Annotated in this window: 18 protein-coding genes; 5 read left to right on the top strand and 13 right to left on the bottom strand. The window is 62.1% G+C overall.

Annotated elements, in window-relative coordinates:
* Positions 1-143 precede the first annotated feature (143 nt).
* Positions 144-1,001: a LysR family transcriptional regulator gene (locus AC3WVQ_RS30020; protein ID WP_318266922.1), complete on the bottom strand. Its 858-nt coding sequence runs from the start codon at positions 999-1,001 to the stop codon at positions 144-146.
* Positions 1,002-1,144: 143 nt separating this feature from the next.
* On the opposite strand from AC3WVQ_RS30020, the gene AC3WVQ_RS30015 reads away from it, so the two are divergent.
* Positions 1,145-2,212 (top strand): SDR family oxidoreductase, encoded by a 1,068-nt coding sequence (locus AC3WVQ_RS30015; RefSeq protein ID WP_090428376.1) that lies wholly within the window; start codon positions 1,145-1,147, stop codon positions 2,210-2,212.
* 153 nt (positions 2,213-2,365) lie between these two features.
* Here AC3WVQ_RS30015 and AC3WVQ_RS30010 read toward each other — a convergent pair whose 3' ends face one another.
* Both AC3WVQ_RS30010 and AC3WVQ_RS30005 read right to left on the bottom strand, forming a co-directional pair.
* Complete coding sequence (locus AC3WVQ_RS30010; protein ID WP_492383391.1) at positions 2,366-2,674, bottom strand: NifU family protein; 309 nt, start codon at positions 2,672-2,674, stop codon at positions 2,366-2,368.
* Positions 2,674-3,681, bottom strand: a complete 1,008-nt coding sequence (locus AC3WVQ_RS30005) for an amidohydrolase family protein (RefSeq protein WP_060605037.1) — start codon at positions 3,679-3,681, stop codon at positions 2,674-2,676. The genes AC3WVQ_RS30010 and AC3WVQ_RS30005 overlap by 1 nt, the downstream gene beginning before the upstream one ends.
* 197 nt (positions 3,682-3,878) lie before the next feature.
* Here AC3WVQ_RS30005 and AC3WVQ_RS30000 point away from each other — a divergent pair, with 197 nt between their 5' ends.
* Positions 3,879-4,766, top strand: coding sequence for a transketolase (locus AC3WVQ_RS30000; protein ID WP_090297713.1), 888 nt, complete (start codon positions 3,879-3,881; stop codon positions 4,764-4,766).
* Between the two features lies 1 nt (position 4,767).
* Positions 4,768-5,754: a transketolase family protein gene (locus AC3WVQ_RS29995; RefSeq protein ID WP_090428379.1), complete on the top strand. Its 987-nt coding sequence runs from the start codon at positions 4,768-4,770 to the stop codon at positions 5,752-5,754.
* A 65-nt stretch (positions 5,755-5,819) separates the two neighbouring features.
* On the opposite strand, the gene gabD is transcribed toward AC3WVQ_RS29995, so the two are convergent.
* Entirely contained in the window at positions 5,820-7,280 is a 1,461-nt protein-coding gene (gabD, locus tag AC3WVQ_RS29990; RefSeq protein WP_492383390.1) for an NADP-dependent succinate-semialdehyde dehydrogenase, read from the bottom strand.
* Between the two features lie 260 nt (positions 7,281-7,540).
* Between gabD and AC3WVQ_RS29985 the strand changes: the two genes are divergently transcribed.
* The gene (locus tag AC3WVQ_RS29985; protein WP_162731983.1) at positions 7,541-7,699 is read left to right on the top strand and encodes a hypothetical protein; all 159 of its coding nucleotides are present in this window, start codon (positions 7,541-7,543) and stop codon (positions 7,697-7,699) included.
* Between the two features lie 104 nt (positions 7,700-7,803).
* Here the strand turns inward: AC3WVQ_RS29985 and AC3WVQ_RS29980 are convergent, their stop codons facing one another.
* The 8 genes from AC3WVQ_RS29980 to AC3WVQ_RS29945 all read right to left on the bottom strand — a co-directional run bounded on the left by AC3WVQ_RS29980 (position 7,804) and on the right by AC3WVQ_RS29945 (position 15,941).
* Entirely contained in the window at positions 7,804-8,274 is a 471-nt protein-coding gene (locus tag AC3WVQ_RS29980; RefSeq protein ID WP_492383564.1) for a GNAT family N-acetyltransferase, read from the bottom strand.
* A 314-nt stretch (positions 8,275-8,588) separates the two neighbouring features.
* Positions 8,589-10,253, bottom strand: a complete 1,665-nt coding sequence (locus AC3WVQ_RS29975) for an electron transfer flavoprotein-ubiquinone oxidoreductase (protein ID WP_492383389.1) — start codon at positions 10,251-10,253, stop codon at positions 8,589-8,591.
* A gap of 7 nt (positions 10,254-10,260) precedes the next feature.
* Positions 10,261-11,202 carry an electron transfer flavoprotein subunit alpha/FixB family protein gene (locus AC3WVQ_RS29970; protein WP_492383388.1) on the bottom strand — a complete coding sequence of 314 codons (942 nt, stop codon included), beginning with the start codon at positions 11,200-11,202 and terminating at the stop codon, positions 10,261-10,263.
* 22 nt (positions 11,203-11,224) lie between these two features.
* Positions 11,225-11,974, bottom strand: a complete 750-nt coding sequence (locus tag AC3WVQ_RS29965) for an electron transfer flavoprotein subunit beta/FixA family protein (protein ID WP_064817059.1) — start codon at positions 11,972-11,974, stop codon at positions 11,225-11,227.
* Between the two features lie 32 nt (positions 11,975-12,006).
* Complete coding sequence (locus AC3WVQ_RS29960) at positions 12,007-12,864, bottom strand: sugar phosphate isomerase/epimerase family protein (RefSeq protein WP_060644046.1); 858 nt, start codon at positions 12,862-12,864, stop codon at positions 12,007-12,009.
* Positions 12,865-12,866: 2 nt separating this feature from the next.
* Positions 12,867-14,015: a dihydrodipicolinate synthase family protein gene (locus AC3WVQ_RS29955; RefSeq protein WP_492383387.1), complete on the bottom strand. Its 1,149-nt coding sequence runs from the start codon at positions 14,013-14,015 to the stop codon at positions 12,867-12,869.
* 7 nt (positions 14,016-14,022) lie between these two features.
* Complete coding sequence (locus AC3WVQ_RS29950) at positions 14,023-14,802, bottom strand: 3-ketoacyl-ACP reductase (RefSeq protein WP_060528847.1); 780 nt, start codon at positions 14,800-14,802, stop codon at positions 14,023-14,025.
* On the bottom strand, positions 14,799-15,941 hold the full coding sequence (locus AC3WVQ_RS29945; protein ID WP_060520403.1) for an acyl-CoA dehydrogenase family protein: 1,143 nt from the start codon (positions 15,939-15,941) through the stop codon (positions 14,799-14,801). Before AC3WVQ_RS29945 ends, AC3WVQ_RS29950 begins: the two co-directional genes overlap by 4 nt.
* Before the next feature lie 155 nt (positions 15,942-16,096).
* Between AC3WVQ_RS29945 and AC3WVQ_RS29940 the strand changes: the two genes are divergently transcribed.
* On the top strand, positions 16,097-17,113 hold the full coding sequence (locus tag AC3WVQ_RS29940) for an aldo/keto reductase (protein WP_060520402.1): 1,017 nt from the start codon (positions 16,097-16,099) through the stop codon (positions 17,111-17,113).
* A 33-nt stretch (positions 17,114-17,146) separates the two neighbouring features.
* On the opposite strand, the gene AC3WVQ_RS29935 is transcribed toward AC3WVQ_RS29940, so the two are convergent.
* Positions 17,147-18,406 (bottom strand): glycerate kinase type-2 family protein, encoded by a 1,260-nt coding sequence (locus AC3WVQ_RS29935; protein ID WP_113081139.1) that lies wholly within the window; start codon positions 18,404-18,406, stop codon positions 17,147-17,149.

The raw sequence follows: 18,406 nt of genomic DNA, 5'->3' as shown, positions 1-18,406 counted from the left end.
AGCCCTCATGCTTTGAAAATCAGACTTGGCTCCGACCCTAACGGCGGTCGGGAACCTCCCATGCTCTCTCCCTGAGCTAACACAAGAGGTAACACCATCGCCAAAACTGATCAAGTGATAATTTATCAACTGATCACTTCTCGTCAGATCGCGCGCGCCAGGAAATCCAAGAACCTGCGAATTCTCTGCGGCACATGCGTCTGGGCCGAATAGATCGCCGATATGGGTTCAGTCTCCCCTGCATCCCAAGGACCGAGCAGCTGAACGAGGCGTCCTTCGGCAAGATCGCGACTGATATGAAATGCAGAAAGCCGGGCGATACCGGCCCCCTGCAGCGCGAAGTGACGCATGGATTCGCCGTTGTTGACGACTAGCCTGCCGGCCACGTCGACATGAACCGACGCACCGTCTACCGGGTCCTTGAACTGCCAGGTGTTGAGATGCGGACGGCCGCCAAAGGTAAGACACGCGTGCTTGCGCAGGTCCTCCGGTCTGGCCGGCTCGCCGTGCCGGGCGAGATAATCCGGCGCGGCGACGACGTGCCTTGGTGAACTCAGCAACCGACGGGAACGTAACGAAGAATCGCGCAGAACGCCCGTTCGGATCGCGATATCGGTCTTCTCCGCAATCAGGTCGATCGGTTCGTCGCTGAATTCGAGATCGATCCGCATGCCCAGGTTTTCGTCGAGAAACCGCACGACGAGAGGTGACAACACGTGCGTGCCGAACGGCAGGTTGGTGCTGACTTTCAAAAGCCCACCGACGGCCTCTGCCTTGCGTGCGATCTTTGCTTCGGCCTCGGCAATTTCCTGAACGATGGCCCGGGACGTCTTGTAGAAATCGTTTCCTTCGGTGGTCAGTCGGAAACTGCGGGTCGAGCGCACCACGAGCTGTACGCCGAGGCGTTTTTCAAGACGCGTGACCAGCTTGCTGATGGCCGAAGGCGACATCGAGAAGACCCGGGCCGCCGCCGAAAAGCTGCCGGCTTCGACGATCGTCACGAAGACTTCCATCTCGAGTGCCCGGTTTTGCATTCCAATCGCCTTCGTGAACTTAATTCACTTCAGTTATTCCTCAAGCCGGCCTACCTGACCAGAGGGTAAACCGTCATCCTCTCCACCACATGTCACAAAGGGAGGAATCCATGTATCAAAAACGCGCATTGATCGTCGGTGCGACGGGTATCGTCGGGCTGAACGTCGCCGAGCATCTGAGAGATCTCGGCGGCTGGGAAATCCATGGCGCTTCACGGCGGCCGCCGCTCGGGTCGTCCTACATCAAGCCGCACGCGGTTGACCTTTTGAAGCGGGACGAGGCGATCGCGGCCCTCTCCCACCTGGCCCCTACACACATCTTCTATTGCTCATGGACGCTCGGATCGAACGAGGACGAGAACATTCGCCTCAACGGCAATATGCTGAAGAATGTGCTCGATGCCTTCAAGGACAAGGGCTGCGTCCAGCATGTCGGCATTGTCACCGGCACAAAGCACTATCTCGGGCCCTTCGAGGACTACGGCAAGGTCCAGCCAGTCACGCCCTTCCGTGAAACAGCGCCGCGCCTGCCGAAGAAGAATTTTTATTACGAGCTCGAAGACATCGTCATGGCCTATGCCGCCGAGTACGATTTCGGCTGGTCGGTGCACCGCTCTCATACGATCATCGGCTACGCGGTCGGCAACCTGATGAACATCGGCGCGACGCTGGCTACACACGCCTCGATCTGCAAAGCCACGGGCCGTCCCTTCCGCTTCCCCGGAAGCCCGACGGCCTATCGTGGCCTCAACGATATCACCGACGCGCGCATCCTCGCCAAGCAGATCGTCTGGGCCGGCACGGAACCGAACGCCCGTAATGAAGCCTTCAACGCGGTCAACGGCGATGTCTTCCGCTGGGAGCAGCTCTGGAAGACGATCGCCGACTATTTCGACATTCCCGTGGCGGAGTATCCCGGCCAGTACAATTCGCTTGCCGAGCAGATGAAGGACCTCGGCAATGACTGGGACCGGCTCGTCACCCAGCATGCCCTGCAGCCGAACAAGCTCGATCGCCTTGCCTCTGCCTGGCACACCGATCTCGACCTCGGGCGACCGATGGAATGCGTGCATTCCATGGCCAAGGCGAGAGCGCTCGGCTTCGCGGAAACGCAGGACACGGAACGCTCCTTCATCGACGTGTTCGACCGCCTGCGCGCCGAACGCATCATTCCCTAATCGACCAAACCAATTCGAACGAAACCGCGGCGCGCCAATGGCGCGCCGTTTTCTTTTCTGGTTCGCGAAAATTCGGAACGCGTCCCGTGACGCAAAGAAGCCGCGCTCCTTGCGGGGGCGCGGCTTCTGACGTTTCTCAGTCTCTCCGCCTTTTCAGGCGATGAGCGGCCTTGAACCCAGTCTACGGGCAAGTCGATCGAGCGTCTTGATGCTTGCATTGACCTGTTCGCAGCGGACCTCCGCAACGCCGTCCACTTCCATGAGATGGGTGCGGATCGGCCCGACATAGGTCATCGCCATGTTGGGGCAGGCCTTGCAGGCGCCAACGAGCTTGATGCTCACGACGCCGTCCGAGCTGATATCGGCGATCTCGATATCGCCGCCATGGCCAAGGATCAGGGGGCGGATGCGCGCAAAAGCAGCTTCGAGCGCATCCGTCGATATGGCAGAGCGGGCCGTCATCAGACCAGCCCCAGTTCGATCTTCTTGGCCTCGATGTCGATGCCCATGCCGCGGGCAAAGGCCTTGCCGAGGATATTTTCCTTCATCTCCCGGGTGATCTCCGGATAGCCGTAGCGCTCCTGCAGCTCCTCCGGCATTTCGAGATTGGCGAGCGTATCGATGTAGGTCTGGACATGCGGCCAGATGAAGGCCTCGGAGCCGTAGCAGATGCGGTCGGAGCCGACATAGAGCAAGGCTTCGCCGAGGCGTGCCAGCATCTTCCAGGGCTGGAGGTAGTACTGGTTAAACCAGAGCGGCAGGATCAGGTAGATGTTGTCAAAACGGCTGGCGATCGAGATCGTCTCGTCGACATAGGGATCACCGAGGTGATGTATCCCGAAGTTCAGCTCGGGGAAGTCCGCGGCGGCATACTGGATGTCGTTGGGTTTGAAGGCCTCGACCGGGCCGAGTTCCAGCGGAAAACCCTTGTGGAACTGCACCATCTTGATGCCAAGCTCGATCGCCTTCTCCCAGAGCGGATAGGCGATGTCGCGATCGTCGGCGCGCCATGAACAGCCACGGCGCTGGTACTGATAGAACTTCATGCTAACGGCGCCGAGTTCCCTGACCTGGCGCTCCATCTCTTCGAGCGCAAAATCAAGCCCGTGATAGGCCGGGTCAACACCACCGGTGAGTACCACGCGTTTCGGGTTCGACTTGGCGAAGGCATCGCTGAGTTCGACCGGACCAAGCCCGGCCCGCCAGTGCGAGAACAGCGGCACGGAGCAGGCGCTTGCCATATCGGTGTCGGAGTTCTCGAAGAGCATCTTGTTGCCCCATTCAAGATCGGGGTTGGAGAAGGTTTCCGTTTCCGGCGGCGGCCCTCGGCGACCCGTCAAATTGATGAACCCGGCGATCTGCGAGCGCAGCAGTTTCACACGTCTGCCGTCGCTTCCCGGCTTGATCTGGTTGTCGCCGAAGTCCTGGGTATGGACCGCCGCGTCGAAAACAAACATCCCGTCTTTCATTGTTTACCTCCTTGAGAAAACCGCCGCCTTCACTTGCGTCCCTCACTAGGTAACATGAGCCAACCCGTTCATTTCTTTGGAATAGTTGAAGATTGTTTTCAGCTATTCGTGCGGGCGGCCGCGCGTTTCTAAAGCTAAAACAGACCTCGTGATCAAGCATTCCGTGGGGCGACCCACCTTGAGGACGAGGACAGCACGTGACCCAACCAGGCAGGATCGAAATAACCGGGGGCCGAAACAGCCTCAGACCGACTGACGAGGAAATCGCGTTCCTCAAGGACCGCGCCAAATTCTGTCGCCTCGAGACAATCAGGCTGATCGAGATTGCGAAAGTCGGCCATTACACCTCGGTCTTTTCCGCAGCCGAGCTGTTCTCGGCGCTCTATTACGACGCGATGGACCTCAGACGTGGCGAACCGAAATGGGAGGATCGCGACCGTTTCATGATGGGCAAGGGGCACGCGGCCGTCGGGCTCTTTCCCCTTCTCGCCGACCTCGACTTCATCGATCGTGACGTGCTCGACGGCTATACCCGCCTCGGCAATCCGCTGGGCGATCATCCTGATATGACGAAGGTGCCCGGCATTGATTTCAGCTCGGGCTCGATCGGCCACGCCCTTTCGGCTGGTTGCGGCATGGCGCTTGCCGGCCGGATGCTGGGCAAGGACTTCTACACCTACGTGATGATCGGCGATGGGGAGTTACAGGAAGGTCAGGTCTGGGAGGCTGCCCTCTTCGGCGCGCACAACGGGCTTGGAAAACTGATCGGCATCATCGATCGCAACGGTTACCAGCTTGACGGATCGGTCGACGACATCATCGGCGTCGAGCCGATTGTCGAGAAATGGCAGGCCTTCGGCTGGGAGACCCATGTCGTTGACGGCCACGATGTGGCGGCAGTCGCAACCTTGCTTCGCACGCTCAAGGCCGATCGCGAGCGGACACGCCCCGTGATGATTATTGCGGAGACGGTCAAGGGCAAGGGCGTCTCCTACATGGAAACCGAACCAGGCTGGCACCTCGGCTATCTCGACCCTTCGGATGCTGCGCGCGCAATTGCCGAAATCGAAGCGATGGAGATCTGAGATGAACAAGCCGCTTTCCGACAAGTCCTGGCAATACCGCCAGCTCAATGCCGTGACACCCGGCCTCGATGCACTCTCGGACGCTCTTATCGAACTCGTCGCTGCGGGCGAGCCGATCGTCGCGGGCACCGCCGACCTGCAATATTCGAACGGCCTTGCGAAGTTCCACGCGCTCCATCCCGATCGCTTCGTCCAGTTCGGGATCTCGGAGCAGAACATGGTGTCGGCCGCAGCAGGCATGGCCGCTGTCGGCATGAAGCCTTATGTCGCAACCTTCGCATCTTTCCTCGCACTGCTCTGCTGCGAGCAGATCCGCATGGACGTCGCATATTCCAAACTGCCGGTTCGGCTGATCGGCCACCACGCCGGCATTTCGCTCGGCTTTTACGGCACCTCGCATCATGCGACTGAAGACCTCGCCATCATGCGCTCGATCGCCAACCTCACGGTCATCGCGCCGGCCGATGGCAATCAGCTGAAGGAAGTGATCAAGGCTGCGAACGACTATCCTCATCCGATCTATATCCGTATCCAGCGAGGACGCGATCCCGAGGTCTATGCGCAGCGCCAGCCGTTCACCATCGGCAAGGCGATTTCGCACTATTCGGGAACGGACCTCATGATCATTGCCACAGGCTCCACGGTCCACCCCGCCCTCGAAGCGACCCGCGCGCTGCGGGCCGCAGGCGCAAGCGTCGGCTTCCTCGACATGGCGACGGTGAAACCGATCGACCGTGACGCCATCCTAGAAGCCGCTGGTCAAAGCCCGCGAATCCTAACGGTGGAAGAGCACAATGTGCTCGGAGGACTGGGCGGTGCGGTCGCCGAGGTGCTGGCAAGCGAGGGCCTGCCGGTCAAGTTGACCCGGCATGGTATCTACGACGAGTACAGCCTGATTGCGCCGCCGACCCATCTCTATGTGCACTACGAACTCGACGCGAAAGGCATTGAGGCGCGCGCCACGAGGCTGCTCGAAGGCCGCGCCTAAGCTGCAATACACTCTAATCGGATGACCGCGGCGCCTGGGCTCCGCGGTCATTTCGTTGTCTCTTATCAGCCAACGCCGCCGAGGCAGACGTATTTGATCTCGGTGAACTCCTCGATGCCGTAGCGCGAGCCCTCGCGTCCGAGGCCGGAAAGCTTGACGCCGCCGAACGGCGCTTCCACCGTCGAGATCAGCCCGGTGTTGACGCCGACCATGCCGTATTCCAGCGCTTCGGCGACCCGGAACACCCGCGCCAGGTCCTTGGCGTAGAAATAGGAGGCAAGGCCGAATTCGGTGTCGTTTGCCTGCTCGACGACATCCGCCTCGTCGGTGAAGCGGAAGAGCGGCGCCACCGGCCCGAAGGTTTCTTCACGCGCAACCGCCATCGCCTGGGTGACGTCGGCCAGAACCGTCGCCTCATAGAAGGTGCCGCCGAGCGTGTGACGCTTGCCGCCCTGGATCACCCGCGCACCCTTGGACGTCGCATCGGCGATATGCTCCTCGACCTTTTCCAGCGCCGCCTTGTCGATCAGCGGGCCAAGGATCACGCCTTCGTCGAGACCGTTGCCGATCTTCAGCTTGGCGACCGCCTTGGCGAGCTTGTCGGAGAAGGCATCATAGACCTTGTCCTGAACATAGATGCGGTTGGCGCACACGCAGGTCTGGCCGTTGTTGCGGAACTTGGCGATCAGCGCGCCTTCGACCGCGGCATCGAGATCGGCATCGTCGAAGACGATGAACGGCGCATTGCCGCCGAGTTCCAGCCCGAGCTTCTTGATGGTGGCAGCACTCTGGCGGTAGAGCTCGGCCCCCACCTCTGTCGAGCCGGTGAAGGTGAGCTTGCGCACGACCGGGTTCGAGGTCATCTCGGCGCCGATTTCGCGGGGAGAACCGGTGATGACGCTGAACAGGCCCTTCGGCAGGCCGGCACGCTCGGCCAGAATGGCAATGGCGATCGCCGAGAACGGCGTCTGGGCAGCCGGCTTCAACACCATGGCGCAGCCGGCGGCAAAGGCCGGGCCGGCCTTGCGGGTGATCATCGCATTGGGGAAGTTCCAGGGCGTGATTGCCGCAACGACGCCGATCGGCTGCTTCATGACCAGGATGCGCTTGTCGGGCTGATGGCCGGGGATCAGGTCGCCATAGATGCGGCGCGCCTCTTCGGCAAACCACTCGACGAAGCTTGCACCGTAGACAATCTCGCCGGTCGCCTCAGTGAGCGGCTTGCCCTGCTCCAGCGTCAGGATGCGGCCGAGATCGTCCTTGTTCTCGATCATCAGCTCGAACCACTTGCGCAGCACGCCGGCGCGGTCCTTGGCCGTGCGCGCTGCCCAGGTCTTCTGGGCCACGCGCGCGGCCTCGATCGCAGCCCTGGTTTCCTTGGCGCCGAGCTTCGGCACCCGGCCGATGATCTCGCCCGTCGCCGGATTGTTCACCTCGATCGCGTTTGCCGCGTCCGCCTCGATCCACTCGCCGCCAACGAGGGCCGCCTGGCGAAACAATGATGGGTCTTTAAAGTGTGAGAGCATTGGTCCTCCGACGATCTCCTGGAGCTTCCGAAACACACCTCCGGCAATCCGGGCGGCGCACGGCGCTGCCTTTAGTTTTGAGGATTTCGGCGGCCTTGTTTCATCGAAAATCCTGAAAGCTCTCTTCGGCATTCCGTGCGTGATTTGCGAGCCGGATAGTCAGTAAGATCAACGCAGGTGAGAAATCCGTCGCGCCATGAGGAAAATGGAGGCCGCACACTGAAGCTCGCCAGATTAAAAATTGGGAGGATGCCAGCAACATGCCGACGACTATACCGGCTCGAAAGAGCGAATACCGGATGACCCTTCTTGAGCGAGTGATTGTTTTGCTCGGTCAGGGCAGCATCTGGTACACCTGCTACGCCTATCCGTACGACCGGCGGGAATTTAACGCATCCGTTGATTTCGGGTTCATCTGAAGGGAAAGCTCTCCCGGCGGTCCGGCGGCAAATCTGCACCGTGAACAGGCTGCTGAAGCGACCGACGCTCCAGGGCGGCGCCCCGAAGCGTCGGTTCGGCTACCTTACTCTGTCATGGCACGCCAGCAGATGACGAGGCCGTCTTCGGCATCGACACGTTGGCCGACACGCAGGAAGCCATTTCGCTCCAGAACGCGTTGCGACGCGATGTTTTCGACGCCGGTCTCAGCCGAAATCTGAGCGACCCATGGATCGCTCCGCGCCCAGGAGAGTATCTGGCTTACGGCCTGTGTAGCAAAACCCCGCCCTTGACGCGTCGGTGCGATGCCATAACCGATATGAACGTCTCCTTCATGGGGAACTCTGATGACGGAGCAAAGGCCGACGACTTCGCCTTCATTCACGATCCACCAAGCCGCGGGCGCGAACCGTTGCCCAACCTCGTCGGCAAGGCTGCGGAGCATGACCAGCACTTCCGGAGGTGCGATTACAACGTCGGGCGCAAGATAGAGCCCTTCTCGTGCGAAGCCGGCAAGCATCGCATCGAAATCATCTTTCGTTACTTCATTGATCATTTTCGGCTTTCTGACAAACCCAAAGGTATTCAAAGCCGAACGGGAGCGCTGACTATCCTCTGCTCGAGGACAAGACTGCCATTCCGCTCGCCGCTGCGGCCAGCGATGTCGGAAGCGATACGAAGGCAATCATAGGCATTCTCCTGAGGGTGAAAGCAACGCTATCCAACCGTGACTATAACCACAAGGCGTATCGACGCCAGTCTTGATATCAGGGCACCGTCCTATAAGTCCATCATGCGGCATTCTGCGAAGAAATCTCTGGTCTCGCTCCCGGCCCTGTCCACGCAGGCCATGCCCCCCGCCTCCTGAACTCACATGTTCGGATAGACCGGGCCTTCGCCGCCTTGTGGCGGCACCCAGTTGATGTTCTGGTTCGGGTCCTTGATGTCGCAGGTCTTGCAGTGCACGCAGTTCTGCGCGTTGATGACGAAGACGTCCTTCCCGTCCTTCTCCACCCATTCGTAGACGCCGGCCGGACAGTAGCGCGTCGACGGACCGGCATAGACGTCATGCTCGGAGCGCTTCTGCAGATCCATATCCTTCACCTGCAAGTGAACCGGCTGGTCTTCCTCGTGGTTGGTGTTCGACAGGAACACCGACGACAGCCGGTCGAAGGTCAGAACCCCATCCGGCTTCGGATAGTCGATCTTCTGGTGCTGCGCTGCGGGTTCGAGCGACTGCGCATCGGTCTTTCCGTGCTTCAGCGTGCCGAAGAAGGAGAAGCCGAACAGCTGGTTGGTCCACATGTCGAGACCGCCGAGCCCAACGCCGATCGCCGTGCCGAACTTCGACCACAGCGGCTTGACGTTTCTCACCCGCTTCAGGTCCTGGCCGATGGCGCTGTCGCGCCAGCCGCGTTCGATCTCGATCGGCTCGTCATTGGCGCGGCCAGAGGCGATCGCTGCCGCCAGCTTCTCGGCCGCGAGAATGCCTGAAAGTACCGCATTGTGGCTGCCCTTGATGCGCGGCACGTTGACGAGACCGGCCGAACAGCCGATCAGCGCGCCGCCGGGGAAGGACAGTTTCGGTACCGACTGGTAGCCGCCCTCGGTGATGGCGCGCGCGCCATAGGAAAGCCGCTTGCCGCCCTCGAACGTGCCGCGGATCGCCGGATGCGTCTTGAAGCGCTGGAACTCCTCGAAGGGGAACAGATAGGGGTTCTTGTAATTGAGGTGCACGACGAAGCCGACGGCGACCATGTTGTCTTCGAGATGATAGAGGAACGAGCCGCCACCGGTCTTCATGCCGAGCGGCCAGCCGAAGGAGTGCTGTACCAGGCCCGGACGATGGTTCTCGGGCTTGACCTGCCAGAGCTCCTTCGGGCCGATGCCGAACTTCTGGACGTCGCGGTCTTTCGAGAGATCGAACTTGGCGATCAGCTGCTTGGCGAGCGAACCGCGCACGCCCTCGCCGATCAGCGTGTATTTGCCGAGCAGCGCCATGCCGCGGGCAAAGTTCGGGCCCGGCTCGCCGTTCCGCTCGATGCCCATGTCGCCGGTGGCAACCCCGATGACCGCACCCTCGTCGTTGTAGAGCACTTCGGTGGCGGCAAAGCCCGGATAGATCTCGACGCCGAGTTCCTCCGCCTTGGTCGCCAGCCAGCGACAGACGAGCCCAAGCGATACGATGTAGTTGCCGTGATTGTTCATCAGCGGCGGCATCAGGAAGTTCGGCAGGCGGATCGAGCCGGCGGGCCCTAGGAACAGGAAGTGGTCGTCCGTCACTTCGGTCTTGAACGGATGGTCGGCGTCGTCGCGCCAGTCCGGCAGCAATCGGTCGATGCCGATGGGATCGACGACGGCGCCCGACAGGATATGCGCACCGACTTCGGCGCCCTTTTCGAGCACGACGACCGACAGCTCCGGATTGACCTGCTTCAGCCGGATCGCTGCCGCAAGACCCGCCGGTCCCGCACCCACGATCACAACGTCGAACTCCATGCTCTCGCGTTCGGGCAGATCACTCATCTTGGACATGTTCGCTTCAAAGTGCTTTTTCGAGTTCTGGCAGAGCGTCGAAGAGATCGGCAACCAGGCCGTAGTCGGCGACCTGGAAGATCGGCGCCTCTTCGTCCTTGTTGATGGCGACGATGACCTTCGAGTCCTTCATGCCGGCGAGGTGCTGGATGGCACCGGAGATGCCGCAGGCGATGTAGAGATCGGGCGCGACCACCTTGCCGGTCTGGCCGACCTGCCAGTCGTTCGGCGCGTAACCGGCATCAACCGCAGCGCGCGAAGCACCGACGGCAGCGCCGAGCTTGTCGGCAACCGGCAGGATCACTTGCCTGAACTTCTCGGAAGAACCGAGCGCACGACCGCCGGAGATGATGATCTTGGCAGACGTCAGCTCCGGGCGGTCGGACGACGACAGGGCATCGGCGACGAAGGAGGAAACGCCGGGGTTGGCGGCAGCCGAGACGCTCTCGATCGCCGCCGAGCCGCCTTCAGGGGCGGAAGCGAAGGAAGCGGTGCGCACGGTGATGACGCGCTTGGCTTCGGTCGTCTGCACCGTCTGGATGGCGTTGCCGGCATAGATCGGGCGCAGATAAGTATCCGACGAGACAACTTCGATGATTTCCGAGACCTGAGAGACGTCGAGCAGGGCTGCGACGCGCGGCATGACGTTCTTGCCGACCGAGGTCGCGGCGGCAACGATCGTGTCGTAGCTGCCAGCGAGCGAGACGATCAGGGCAGCGAGCGGCTCTGCCAGGTTGTTGGCAAGCGAGGCGTCGTCGGCAACGAGCACCTTGGCAACGCCCGCAAGCTTGGCGGCCTGTTCGGCTGCAGCCTTGGCGCCGGCGCCGGCGACCAGCACATGCACATCGGCTCCAGTCCCACTGGCGATTTTCGAGGCCGCGCTCAGCGCCTTGGCGGTCTGGTCGGAAAGGTGGTTGCTGTCGTGGTCAGCCAGAAGAAGAATGGCCATGATAAAATCTCCCTTCCTTAAATCAGAGCACGCCGGCTTCGACTTTAAGCTTTTCGACGAGCTCGGCGACCGACTTGACCTTGATACCGGCCTTGCGGCCCGACGGCTCCTCGGTCTTCAGCACCTTGAGGCGGGCAGCGGTGTCGACGCCGAAGTCGGCCGGCGACTTCTTGTCGAGCGGCTTCTTCTTCGCCTTCATGATGTTCGGCAGCGAGGCGTAGCGCGGCTCGTTCAAACGCAGGTCGGTGGTGACGACGGCCGGCAGCTTGATGTCGATGGTCTGCAGACCGCCGTCGACTTCGCGCGTCACGGTTGCCTTGCCATCGCCGATCTCGACCTTGGAGGCGAAGGTGCCTTGCGCCCAGCCGAGCAGGGCCGACAGCATCTGGCCGGTCTGGTTCGAATCGTCGTCGATTGCCTGCTTGCCGACGATGATCAGGCCCGGCTGTTCAGCCTCGGCCACACCCTTGACGATCTTGGCGACGGCGAGTGGCTCGACCTGGTCTTCGGTCTCAACCAGGATGGCGCGGTCGGCCCCCATGGCGAGCGCCGTGCGCAGGGTTTCTTCGGCCTTGGCCGGACCAACGGAAACGACGACGACTTCCTCAGCCTTGCCGGCTTCCTTCAGCCTGAGCGCTTCTTCGACCGAGATTTCGTCGAAGGGGTTCATCGACATCTTCACGTTCGCAAGTTCGACGCCCGAACCGTCTGCCTTCACCCGGATCTTGACGTTGTAGTCAACGACCCGCTTGACGGTGACCAGGATCTTCATGTTTGCCTCCCAAATCGTCAGCAGCCAAATCGTCAGCAGATTGTGCGGAAGCGTTCGACCATCACGTCGAGGACTTCGCTCGGGTCCCGCTTCCACCAGTTGTTTGCGGAAAAGATCTCGACCTCGCAGGGACCCGCATAACCCGCGTCTTCGACGCTCCGTCGCAGCGACTTCAGGTCAGCGACCCCATCGCCCATCATGCCGCGATCGAGAAGCACGTCGCGCGTGTCGGCGAGCCAGTCGCAGAGGTGATAGCCGAAGATCCGCTCGGCGCCCGCGCGCTGCAACTGGGCTTGGATCTCGCTGTCCCACCACACATGGTAGACGTCTATGGCGACGCCGAGATTGGTCGCCCCGACCACATCACAAATATCGACGGCATCGCGCAGCGTCGTCAGGCAGGACCGGTTCCCCGCATAAACAGGATTGAGCGGCTCGAGTGCCAGATTGACGTTTCGGCCGGCGGCATAGGGCGCGATCTCGCCGACACGATCGGCGACGATCTTCAGGCTCTCTCCCGTGCCCTTGGTTCCCGGATGCACGCCGCCGACGACGATCGTCAGCACCGATGCTCCAAGTCCCGCGGCCATGTCGATCGCGGCCTTCGCCTCGTCGATGACGCTTTGTCGATCGACAGCTTCCGCACCGACGAGAAACGGTGTGCGGCAGAGACCGGCAATCGAGAGGCCGCTTGCCCGCGCTCGTTCGCCGATTTCAATCGCGCGCGAGCCGATCTCGCGGCGCCAGAAGACGATCGAGCCGAAGCCACGTTCCGCACAGGCGTCGATAACGCGCTCGGGCGACCAGCCCGCCCCATGGCCATCGAGGTTGTGCCCGAGGCTGGCGGTGTTCAGCGCCAGGGCGGAATGGTCGGTGGTGAAATCACGCATGGCTACGCTCCATAGAGCGCAAGCAGCTTCTTCATCCGATCCACGGCAAGCGCCGGATCGCGCAAGAGCCCGCATTGGTCAGCGAGCCTGAACAGCTCGACGAAGTTAGGCAGCGGCCGCATGGCCTGCGCGCCATTCAACATCACGAAGTGATCCTGAAAGCCGTTCAGCCATGCAAGGAAGACGACGCCGGTCTTGTAGTACTGCGTCGGCGCCCGGAAGATCAGCCGCGCGAGCGGCACGGTCGGATCAAGCGTTGCGCGAAAGCCTGCGCGATCCCCTTCGCCAAGCCTCTCCACCGCGTAAGCCGCAGCCGGGGCCAGGGGGTCGAATATACCGAGCAAGGCATGCGAAAATCCTTCGCTGTCGCCCTCGATCAGTTCGGGATAGTTGAAGTCGTCACCCGTGTACATCTTAACGCCGGCAGGCAGCCGGCGGCGCATGACGATTTCCTTCTCCTTGTCGAGAAGGGAGATTTTTATGCCGTCGACCTTGGCTGCATCTGCGTCGATGACGGCAAGCGCGGTCTGCATCGCCGGGTCGAAATCCCTGCTGCCCCAATAGCCGGCGAGCTGCGGATCGAACATTTCGCCCAGCCAGTGCAAGATCACAGGCGCGTCACAGGCGGCTAGCACATCGGAATAGACCTTGACGTAATCGTCCGGTCGCTCAGCGACCCGCACCAGGGCACGAGACGCCATGAGGATAAGTCGCCCGCCGACCTTCTGGATCGCCTCGACCTGTTCCAGATAGGCTCTCCGAACATCTTCGATACTGGTGACGGTCGCCGGGTCGAGATGATCAGTGCCGCAGCCATTGGCGACGACGGCGTCCGGCAGTTCTTCCCGCGTGCGGCGGATCAGTTCCAGAGCGCCCGGCCAGTCGAGGCCCATGCCGCGCTGCGCCGTATCCATCGCCTCGGCGATGCCGAGCCCGAGGCCCGCGAGATAGCGGCGGAACTCCATGGTTTTTTCCCAGTCGACGGCGGCGCGGCCGGACGGATCGCTGGCTGTGAACGGGTCGGCGACCACGTGAGCCGCGGAATAGACGACACGCGCCGGGTTCCTGCCAAGTGTCGCAGCCGCGATCGGCGTGCCGATGAGGGCATAGTCGGACAGGCGTCCATCAGTATCGGGAAGCGCGATTTTCATGGGGACCTCAAAAGCGCGGGACGAGCATGCCGGCGTCAGCCGGGATCGTCATTCCGGTGGTGTAGGGAAGACGCCCCGCCGCAAGCGATGCGATCAGGGCACCGACTTCCTCGGGCCTTCCGACGCGCGGGAAGAGCGTGAGCCCCTCCTCCGCCCGCTCGCGATAGGCGTCGATGACGGGTGCGGTCATCTCCGTGGCGATCAGACCAGGCTGGACGTCGTAGACGGCGACATCTTCCCGTCCAAGCCGGACGGCTAGCGTCTTGGAGACCATCGCGGCTGCCGCCTTCGACGCGCAGTACTCCGACCGCTGCTCGGCCACCGCGACGGCATTCGACGAGGTGACATTGATGATCGAATGGAAGAGCGCGCCCTTGCTACGGGCGACAAGACGCCGGGCAAAGGCCTGGCTCAGAAAGAACATGCCCTTGGTGTTGACGGCGAAGCAGCGATCCCAGCTTTCCTCCGACACCTCCAGCATGTCGCCGCGCCTGAGAACGCCGACACCCGCATTGTTGACGAGCGTCGTGATCTGGCCCAGTTCGGCTTCAATCGCTGCGAGCGCGCTATCGTGGCCGGCAATCGCGCTGACGTCGAAGGCCGCAGCCATGACCGGGACACCGTAAGCAGCGATCCGCTCGACTGCTGACGGCAGTTCGGCATCATCCGGCAGTCCGTTGAGCGCGACCGCAAATCCTTCCCGCGCCAGGGCTTCTGCGGCGGCAAGCCCGATCCCGCGCGAGGAACCGGTCACCAGTGCGACGGGGCGAGGCTCGGACCCGGTCATGCCCGTGCGCCCTTCTTCAGGAGTTCGCGCGCGATGATCATGCGCTGGATCTGGTTCGTGCCCTCATAGATCTGCGTGATTTTCGCATCGCGGTAGAGGCGTTCGACTTCGAACCCGCGAATGTAGCCGGAGCCGCCAAAGACCTGCACTGCATCGGCCGTCCGCTGCACGGCCACATCACCGGCAAAGCACTTGGCGATCGAACAGGCCTTGGTGGCGTCGGCGCCGCTATCGATCTTGGAAGCGGCCGAATGGACGAGCAGACGGGCAGCCTCGATGTCCTTCGCCATGTCGGCAAGGAGCCACTGCACACCCTGGAAATCAGCGATGGCCTTGCCGAACTGCTTGCGTGTCCCGGCATAGTCGAGCGCCGCTTCGAGCCCCGCCTGGGCGATACCGACGGCGAGCGCCGCGATGCCGACCCTACCCTTGTCGAGCACCGACATCATCATGTGGAAGCCGCGGCCTTCCGTGCCCAAGAGAGCGTCGGCCGAAAGCTTGACGTCGTCGAAATTCAGCGCGCCGACCTGGCTCGCCCGCTGTCCCATCTTGTGTTCCTTGGGCCCCTTTTCGACACCCGCGGCGTGCAGGTCGACGATGAAGATCGACATGCCGCGGTTTCCCGCTTCCTTGTCGGTCCTGGCCAGTACGAAGCCGTAGTCAGCGACCGGCGCGTTGTGGATCCAGATCTTGCCGCCATTGAGCCGCCAGCCGTTGCCGTCACGCTCTGCCGTGGTGCGGATGCCCGAAACGTCAGTGCCGGCTTCCGGCTCGGTGATGCAATAGGCGACCTTGGCGCGCATGCCGAGGATATTAGGCAACATCGCCTGCTGGCTTTCGGTCCCGTGGCGGACGAGCAAGGTCGAGATGAGTTCGATCAGGCCGCACTGGTCGGCAACGGATGCGTAGCCGCGGCTCAGCTCCTCCATGACAAGTGCGTAAGTGAGCGTATCGAACCCCGGCCCGCCGAGTTCTTCCGGCACGCCGATGCCAAAAAGGCCGAGCTTTGCCATTTCATCGTAAAGCCCCACCGGGAAGCGCTCCTCGCGGTCGAGCTCCTCTGCCATCGGGCGGATCATTTCGTCGGCAAAGGCACGCGCCATGTCGCGCACCTGCTCCTGCGTTTCGGTGAGATACATCTGCCTCGCCTCATCTTTAGTAACTATCTAGTTACATATATTCTGAAGCCGGATGTCGTCAAGACGAAAAACTTGGAGGCCGAAAAGGATGCTGCTTGCACAGCCGTTTAGGGCCATGCATACTATTCACCATTCAGTTACTTATGGAGGAAAACATGCACCCTGGGCAAAAGAGAAAATTCGGAAGGACGGAGCTGGAGGTGACCGCCTTCGGCTTCGGAACGGCACCCCTCGGCAACATCTTTCGCGAGATCGACGAGGCGACCTCGGAAGCAATGTTCGCGCGCGCCTGGGAGGCCGGCGTCCGCTTCTTCGACACCGCCCCGATGTATGGCCATGGCCTCGCCGAGCTGCGCACGGGTCATGCGCTGCGCTGGAAGGAACGTGACGACTTCGTGCTCGCCTCCAAGGTGGGCCGGCGTTTGCGCCCGGCGCGGCGCGACACGATCGATTTTGCCCCCTGGACGAATGCCGCACCTTTCACGATGCATTTTGACTACAGCTACGACGGGACGATGCGGGCTTTCGAGGACAGCTTGCAACGACTGGGACTGGAGCGCATGGACATGTGTTTCATCCACGATATCGACGTCTTCACGCGCGGCAGCGAGCAACCTGAAGTGTTCGAGCAGGCGATGGACGGCGCCTGGCGGGCGCTGGAAAGATTGCGAGCCGAGAAGGTCGTGAAGGCCATCGGTGTGGGCGTCAATGAATGGCAGGTCTGCGAGCAAGCGTTGCTGCGTCGCGACTTCGACTGCTTCCTGCTGGCGGGGCGCTATACGCTACTCGAACAGGATGCGCTTGATAGCTTTCTGCCGCTCTGCCAGGAGCGCGGCGCCGCCGTTGTCGTGGGCGGCGGCTTTAATTCAGGGATCCTCGCGACCGGCGCCAGGGAAGGTGCGAAGTACAACTATGCGCCGGCACCGCGCGAAATCCTTGAAAAAGTTGCAAGGATCGAAGCCGTCTGCGCTGCCTATAACGTGCCGCTGGCCGCAGCCGCGCTGCAGTTTGTTGTCGCCCATCCCGCCGTTCCATCCTTCATGGCGGGTACGCGCACGATCGAACAGCTGGAGCAGAACCTGGCCTGGTTCTCGCATCCGATCCCGACAGATTTCTGGGCGGACCTGAAGCACAAGGGCCTCCTGCGCGACGACGCGCCCGTTCCGGCCTGAGCAACGCGGAACCCGCGCCGGCAACGGCGCGGGTTAGCGGATCAGGATTGCCCTGAAGTCGTTGACGTTGGTTCCGGTCGGCCCGGGAACGAACAGGTCGCCGAGATGATGGAAGGCCGTCCAGGCGTCATTGTCGGCAAGCAGGGCCGAAGGATCGCACCCCAGGTTGCGCAAGCGCGCCATGCTCTGCCCGTCGGCAAAGGCGCCGGCATTGTCTTCCGAGCCATCGATGCCATCGGTATCGGCGGCGATTGCGGAGAAGCCGATCCCGTCGGCCGCAACAGCGAGGGAAAGCAGAAACTCCGTGTTGCGCCCACCCTTGCCGCCGCCTTTGATCGTGACGGTGGTTTCTCCACCCGAAAGAATGACGACAGGGCGCGAGAACGGCCGGCCGCGACCGGCGACTTCACGCGCAATGGCCGCGTGAACGCGCGCGACATCGCGGGCCTCCCCTTCGATCGAATCGGAGAGGATGACCGCGGGAACGCCAAGTGACGCAGCGCGGGCGGCGGCGGCCTCCAGCGAGAGGTTCGCAGACGCGATCACCCGGACCTCGTTCCTCGTAAAGACCGGATCGCCTGGGAGAGGCGCCAGACCTTCGTTGCCCTCCAGCCACGCGGCAACCCGCGCCGGAAGGGCAATGCCCCAGGTCTTAACCAGGTTCCGCGCCAGCGCGCGATCCGTCATGTCCGGGATGGTCGGCCCGCTGGCAACCTGCGCCGGATCGTCACCCGGCACGTCCGACACCACCAAGGTGACGACCTTTGCCGGATGGCAGGCGGCCGCAAGACGACCGCCCTTGATACCCGAGACCTGTTTGCGGATGGCGTTCATGACAGAGATCGGCGCGCCACTTGCAAGTAGGGTCTGGTTGAATAGCACCTCCTCTTCCAGCGTGAGCTGGCCCGGCGGAGACGGCAGCAGGGCCGAACCGCCACCGCAGATCAACGCAACGACAAGGTCATCTTCGGTAAGATCGCGCACAGCCTCGAAAAGCGCATCTGTTGCCTGCAATCCGGCTGCATCGGGCACGGGATGGGAGGCCTCAAGTACGCGGATACGCCTGCACGGGACGGCATAACCATAGCGCGTGACGACAACGCCTTCGAGCGGACCGCGCCAGAGCCTTTCGAAAGCGGCGGCGAGCTGGGCCGCCCCCTTGCCCGCCCCAATGACGACGGTCCGTCCGCGTGGCTGGCTCGGGAGATGGGCGCGCAGGGCATTTTCCGGGTCCGCAGCCTCGATCGCAGCGCGAAAGAGGTCTGCGAGGAATTCTTTATCGTCAGATTTCAT

The organism is Ensifer sp. EB106-05-01-XG146, from assembly GCF_058791875.1.
Note: the sequence above shows the minus strand (reverse complement) of the source record. Positions and strands in the feature narration are given on the sequence as shown.

Bases quoted from the DNA above. Each gene is read 5' to 3' on its own strand.
- AC3WVQ_RS30015 (WP_090428376.1), top strand. From the start codon at position 1,145: ATGTATCAAAAACGCGCATTGATCGTCGGTGCGACGGGTATCGTCGGG.
- AC3WVQ_RS30010 (WP_492383391.1), bottom strand. From the start codon at position 2,674: ATGACGGCCCGCTCTGCCATATCGACGGATGCGCTCGAAGCTGCTTTT.
- AC3WVQ_RS30005 (WP_060605037.1), bottom strand. From the start codon at position 3,681: ATGAAAGACGGGATGTTTGTTTTCGACGCGGCGGTCCATACCCAGGAC.
- AC3WVQ_RS29995 (WP_090428379.1), top strand. From the start codon at position 4,768: ATGAACAAGCCGCTTTCCGACAAGTCCTGGCAATACCGCCAGCTCAAT.
- gabD (WP_492383390.1), bottom strand. From the start codon at position 7,280: ATGCTCTCACACTTTAAAGACCCATCATTGTTTCGCCAGGCGGCCCTC.
- AC3WVQ_RS29985 (WP_162731983.1), top strand. From the start codon at position 7,541: ATGCCGACGACTATACCGGCTCGAAAGAGCGAATACCGGATGACCCTT.
- AC3WVQ_RS29980 (WP_492383564.1), bottom strand. From the start codon at position 8,274: ATGATCAATGAAGTAACGAAAGATGATTTCGATGCGATGCTTGCCGGC.
- AC3WVQ_RS29975 (WP_492383389.1), bottom strand. From the start codon at position 10,253: ATGTCCAAGATGAGTGATCTGCCCGAACGCGAGAGCATGGAGTTCGAC.
- AC3WVQ_RS29970 (WP_492383388.1), bottom strand. From the start codon at position 11,202: ATGGCCATTCTTCTTCTGGCTGACCACGACAGCAACCACCTTTCCGAC.
- AC3WVQ_RS29965 (WP_064817059.1), bottom strand. From the start codon at position 11,974: ATGAAGATCCTGGTCACCGTCAAGCGGGTCGTTGACTACAACGTCAAG.
- AC3WVQ_RS29960 (WP_060644046.1), bottom strand. From the start codon at position 12,864: ATGCGTGATTTCACCACCGACCATTCCGCCCTGGCGCTGAACACCGCC.
- AC3WVQ_RS29955 (WP_492383387.1), bottom strand. From the start codon at position 14,015: ATGAAAATCGCGCTTCCCGATACTGATGGACGCCTGTCCGACTATGCC.
- AC3WVQ_RS29950 (WP_060528847.1), bottom strand. From the start codon at position 14,802: ATGACCGGGTCCGAGCCTCGCCCCGTCGCACTGGTGACCGGTTCCTCG.
- AC3WVQ_RS29945 (WP_060520403.1), bottom strand. From the start codon at position 15,941: ATGTATCTCACCGAAACGCAGGAGCAGGTGCGCGACATGGCGCGTGCC.
- AC3WVQ_RS29940 (WP_060520402.1), top strand. From the start codon at position 16,097: ATGCACCCTGGGCAAAAGAGAAAATTCGGAAGGACGGAGCTGGAGGTG.
- AC3WVQ_RS29935 (WP_113081139.1), bottom strand. From the start codon at position 18,406: ATGAAATCTGACGATAAAGAATTCCTCGCAGACCTCTTTCGCGCTGCG.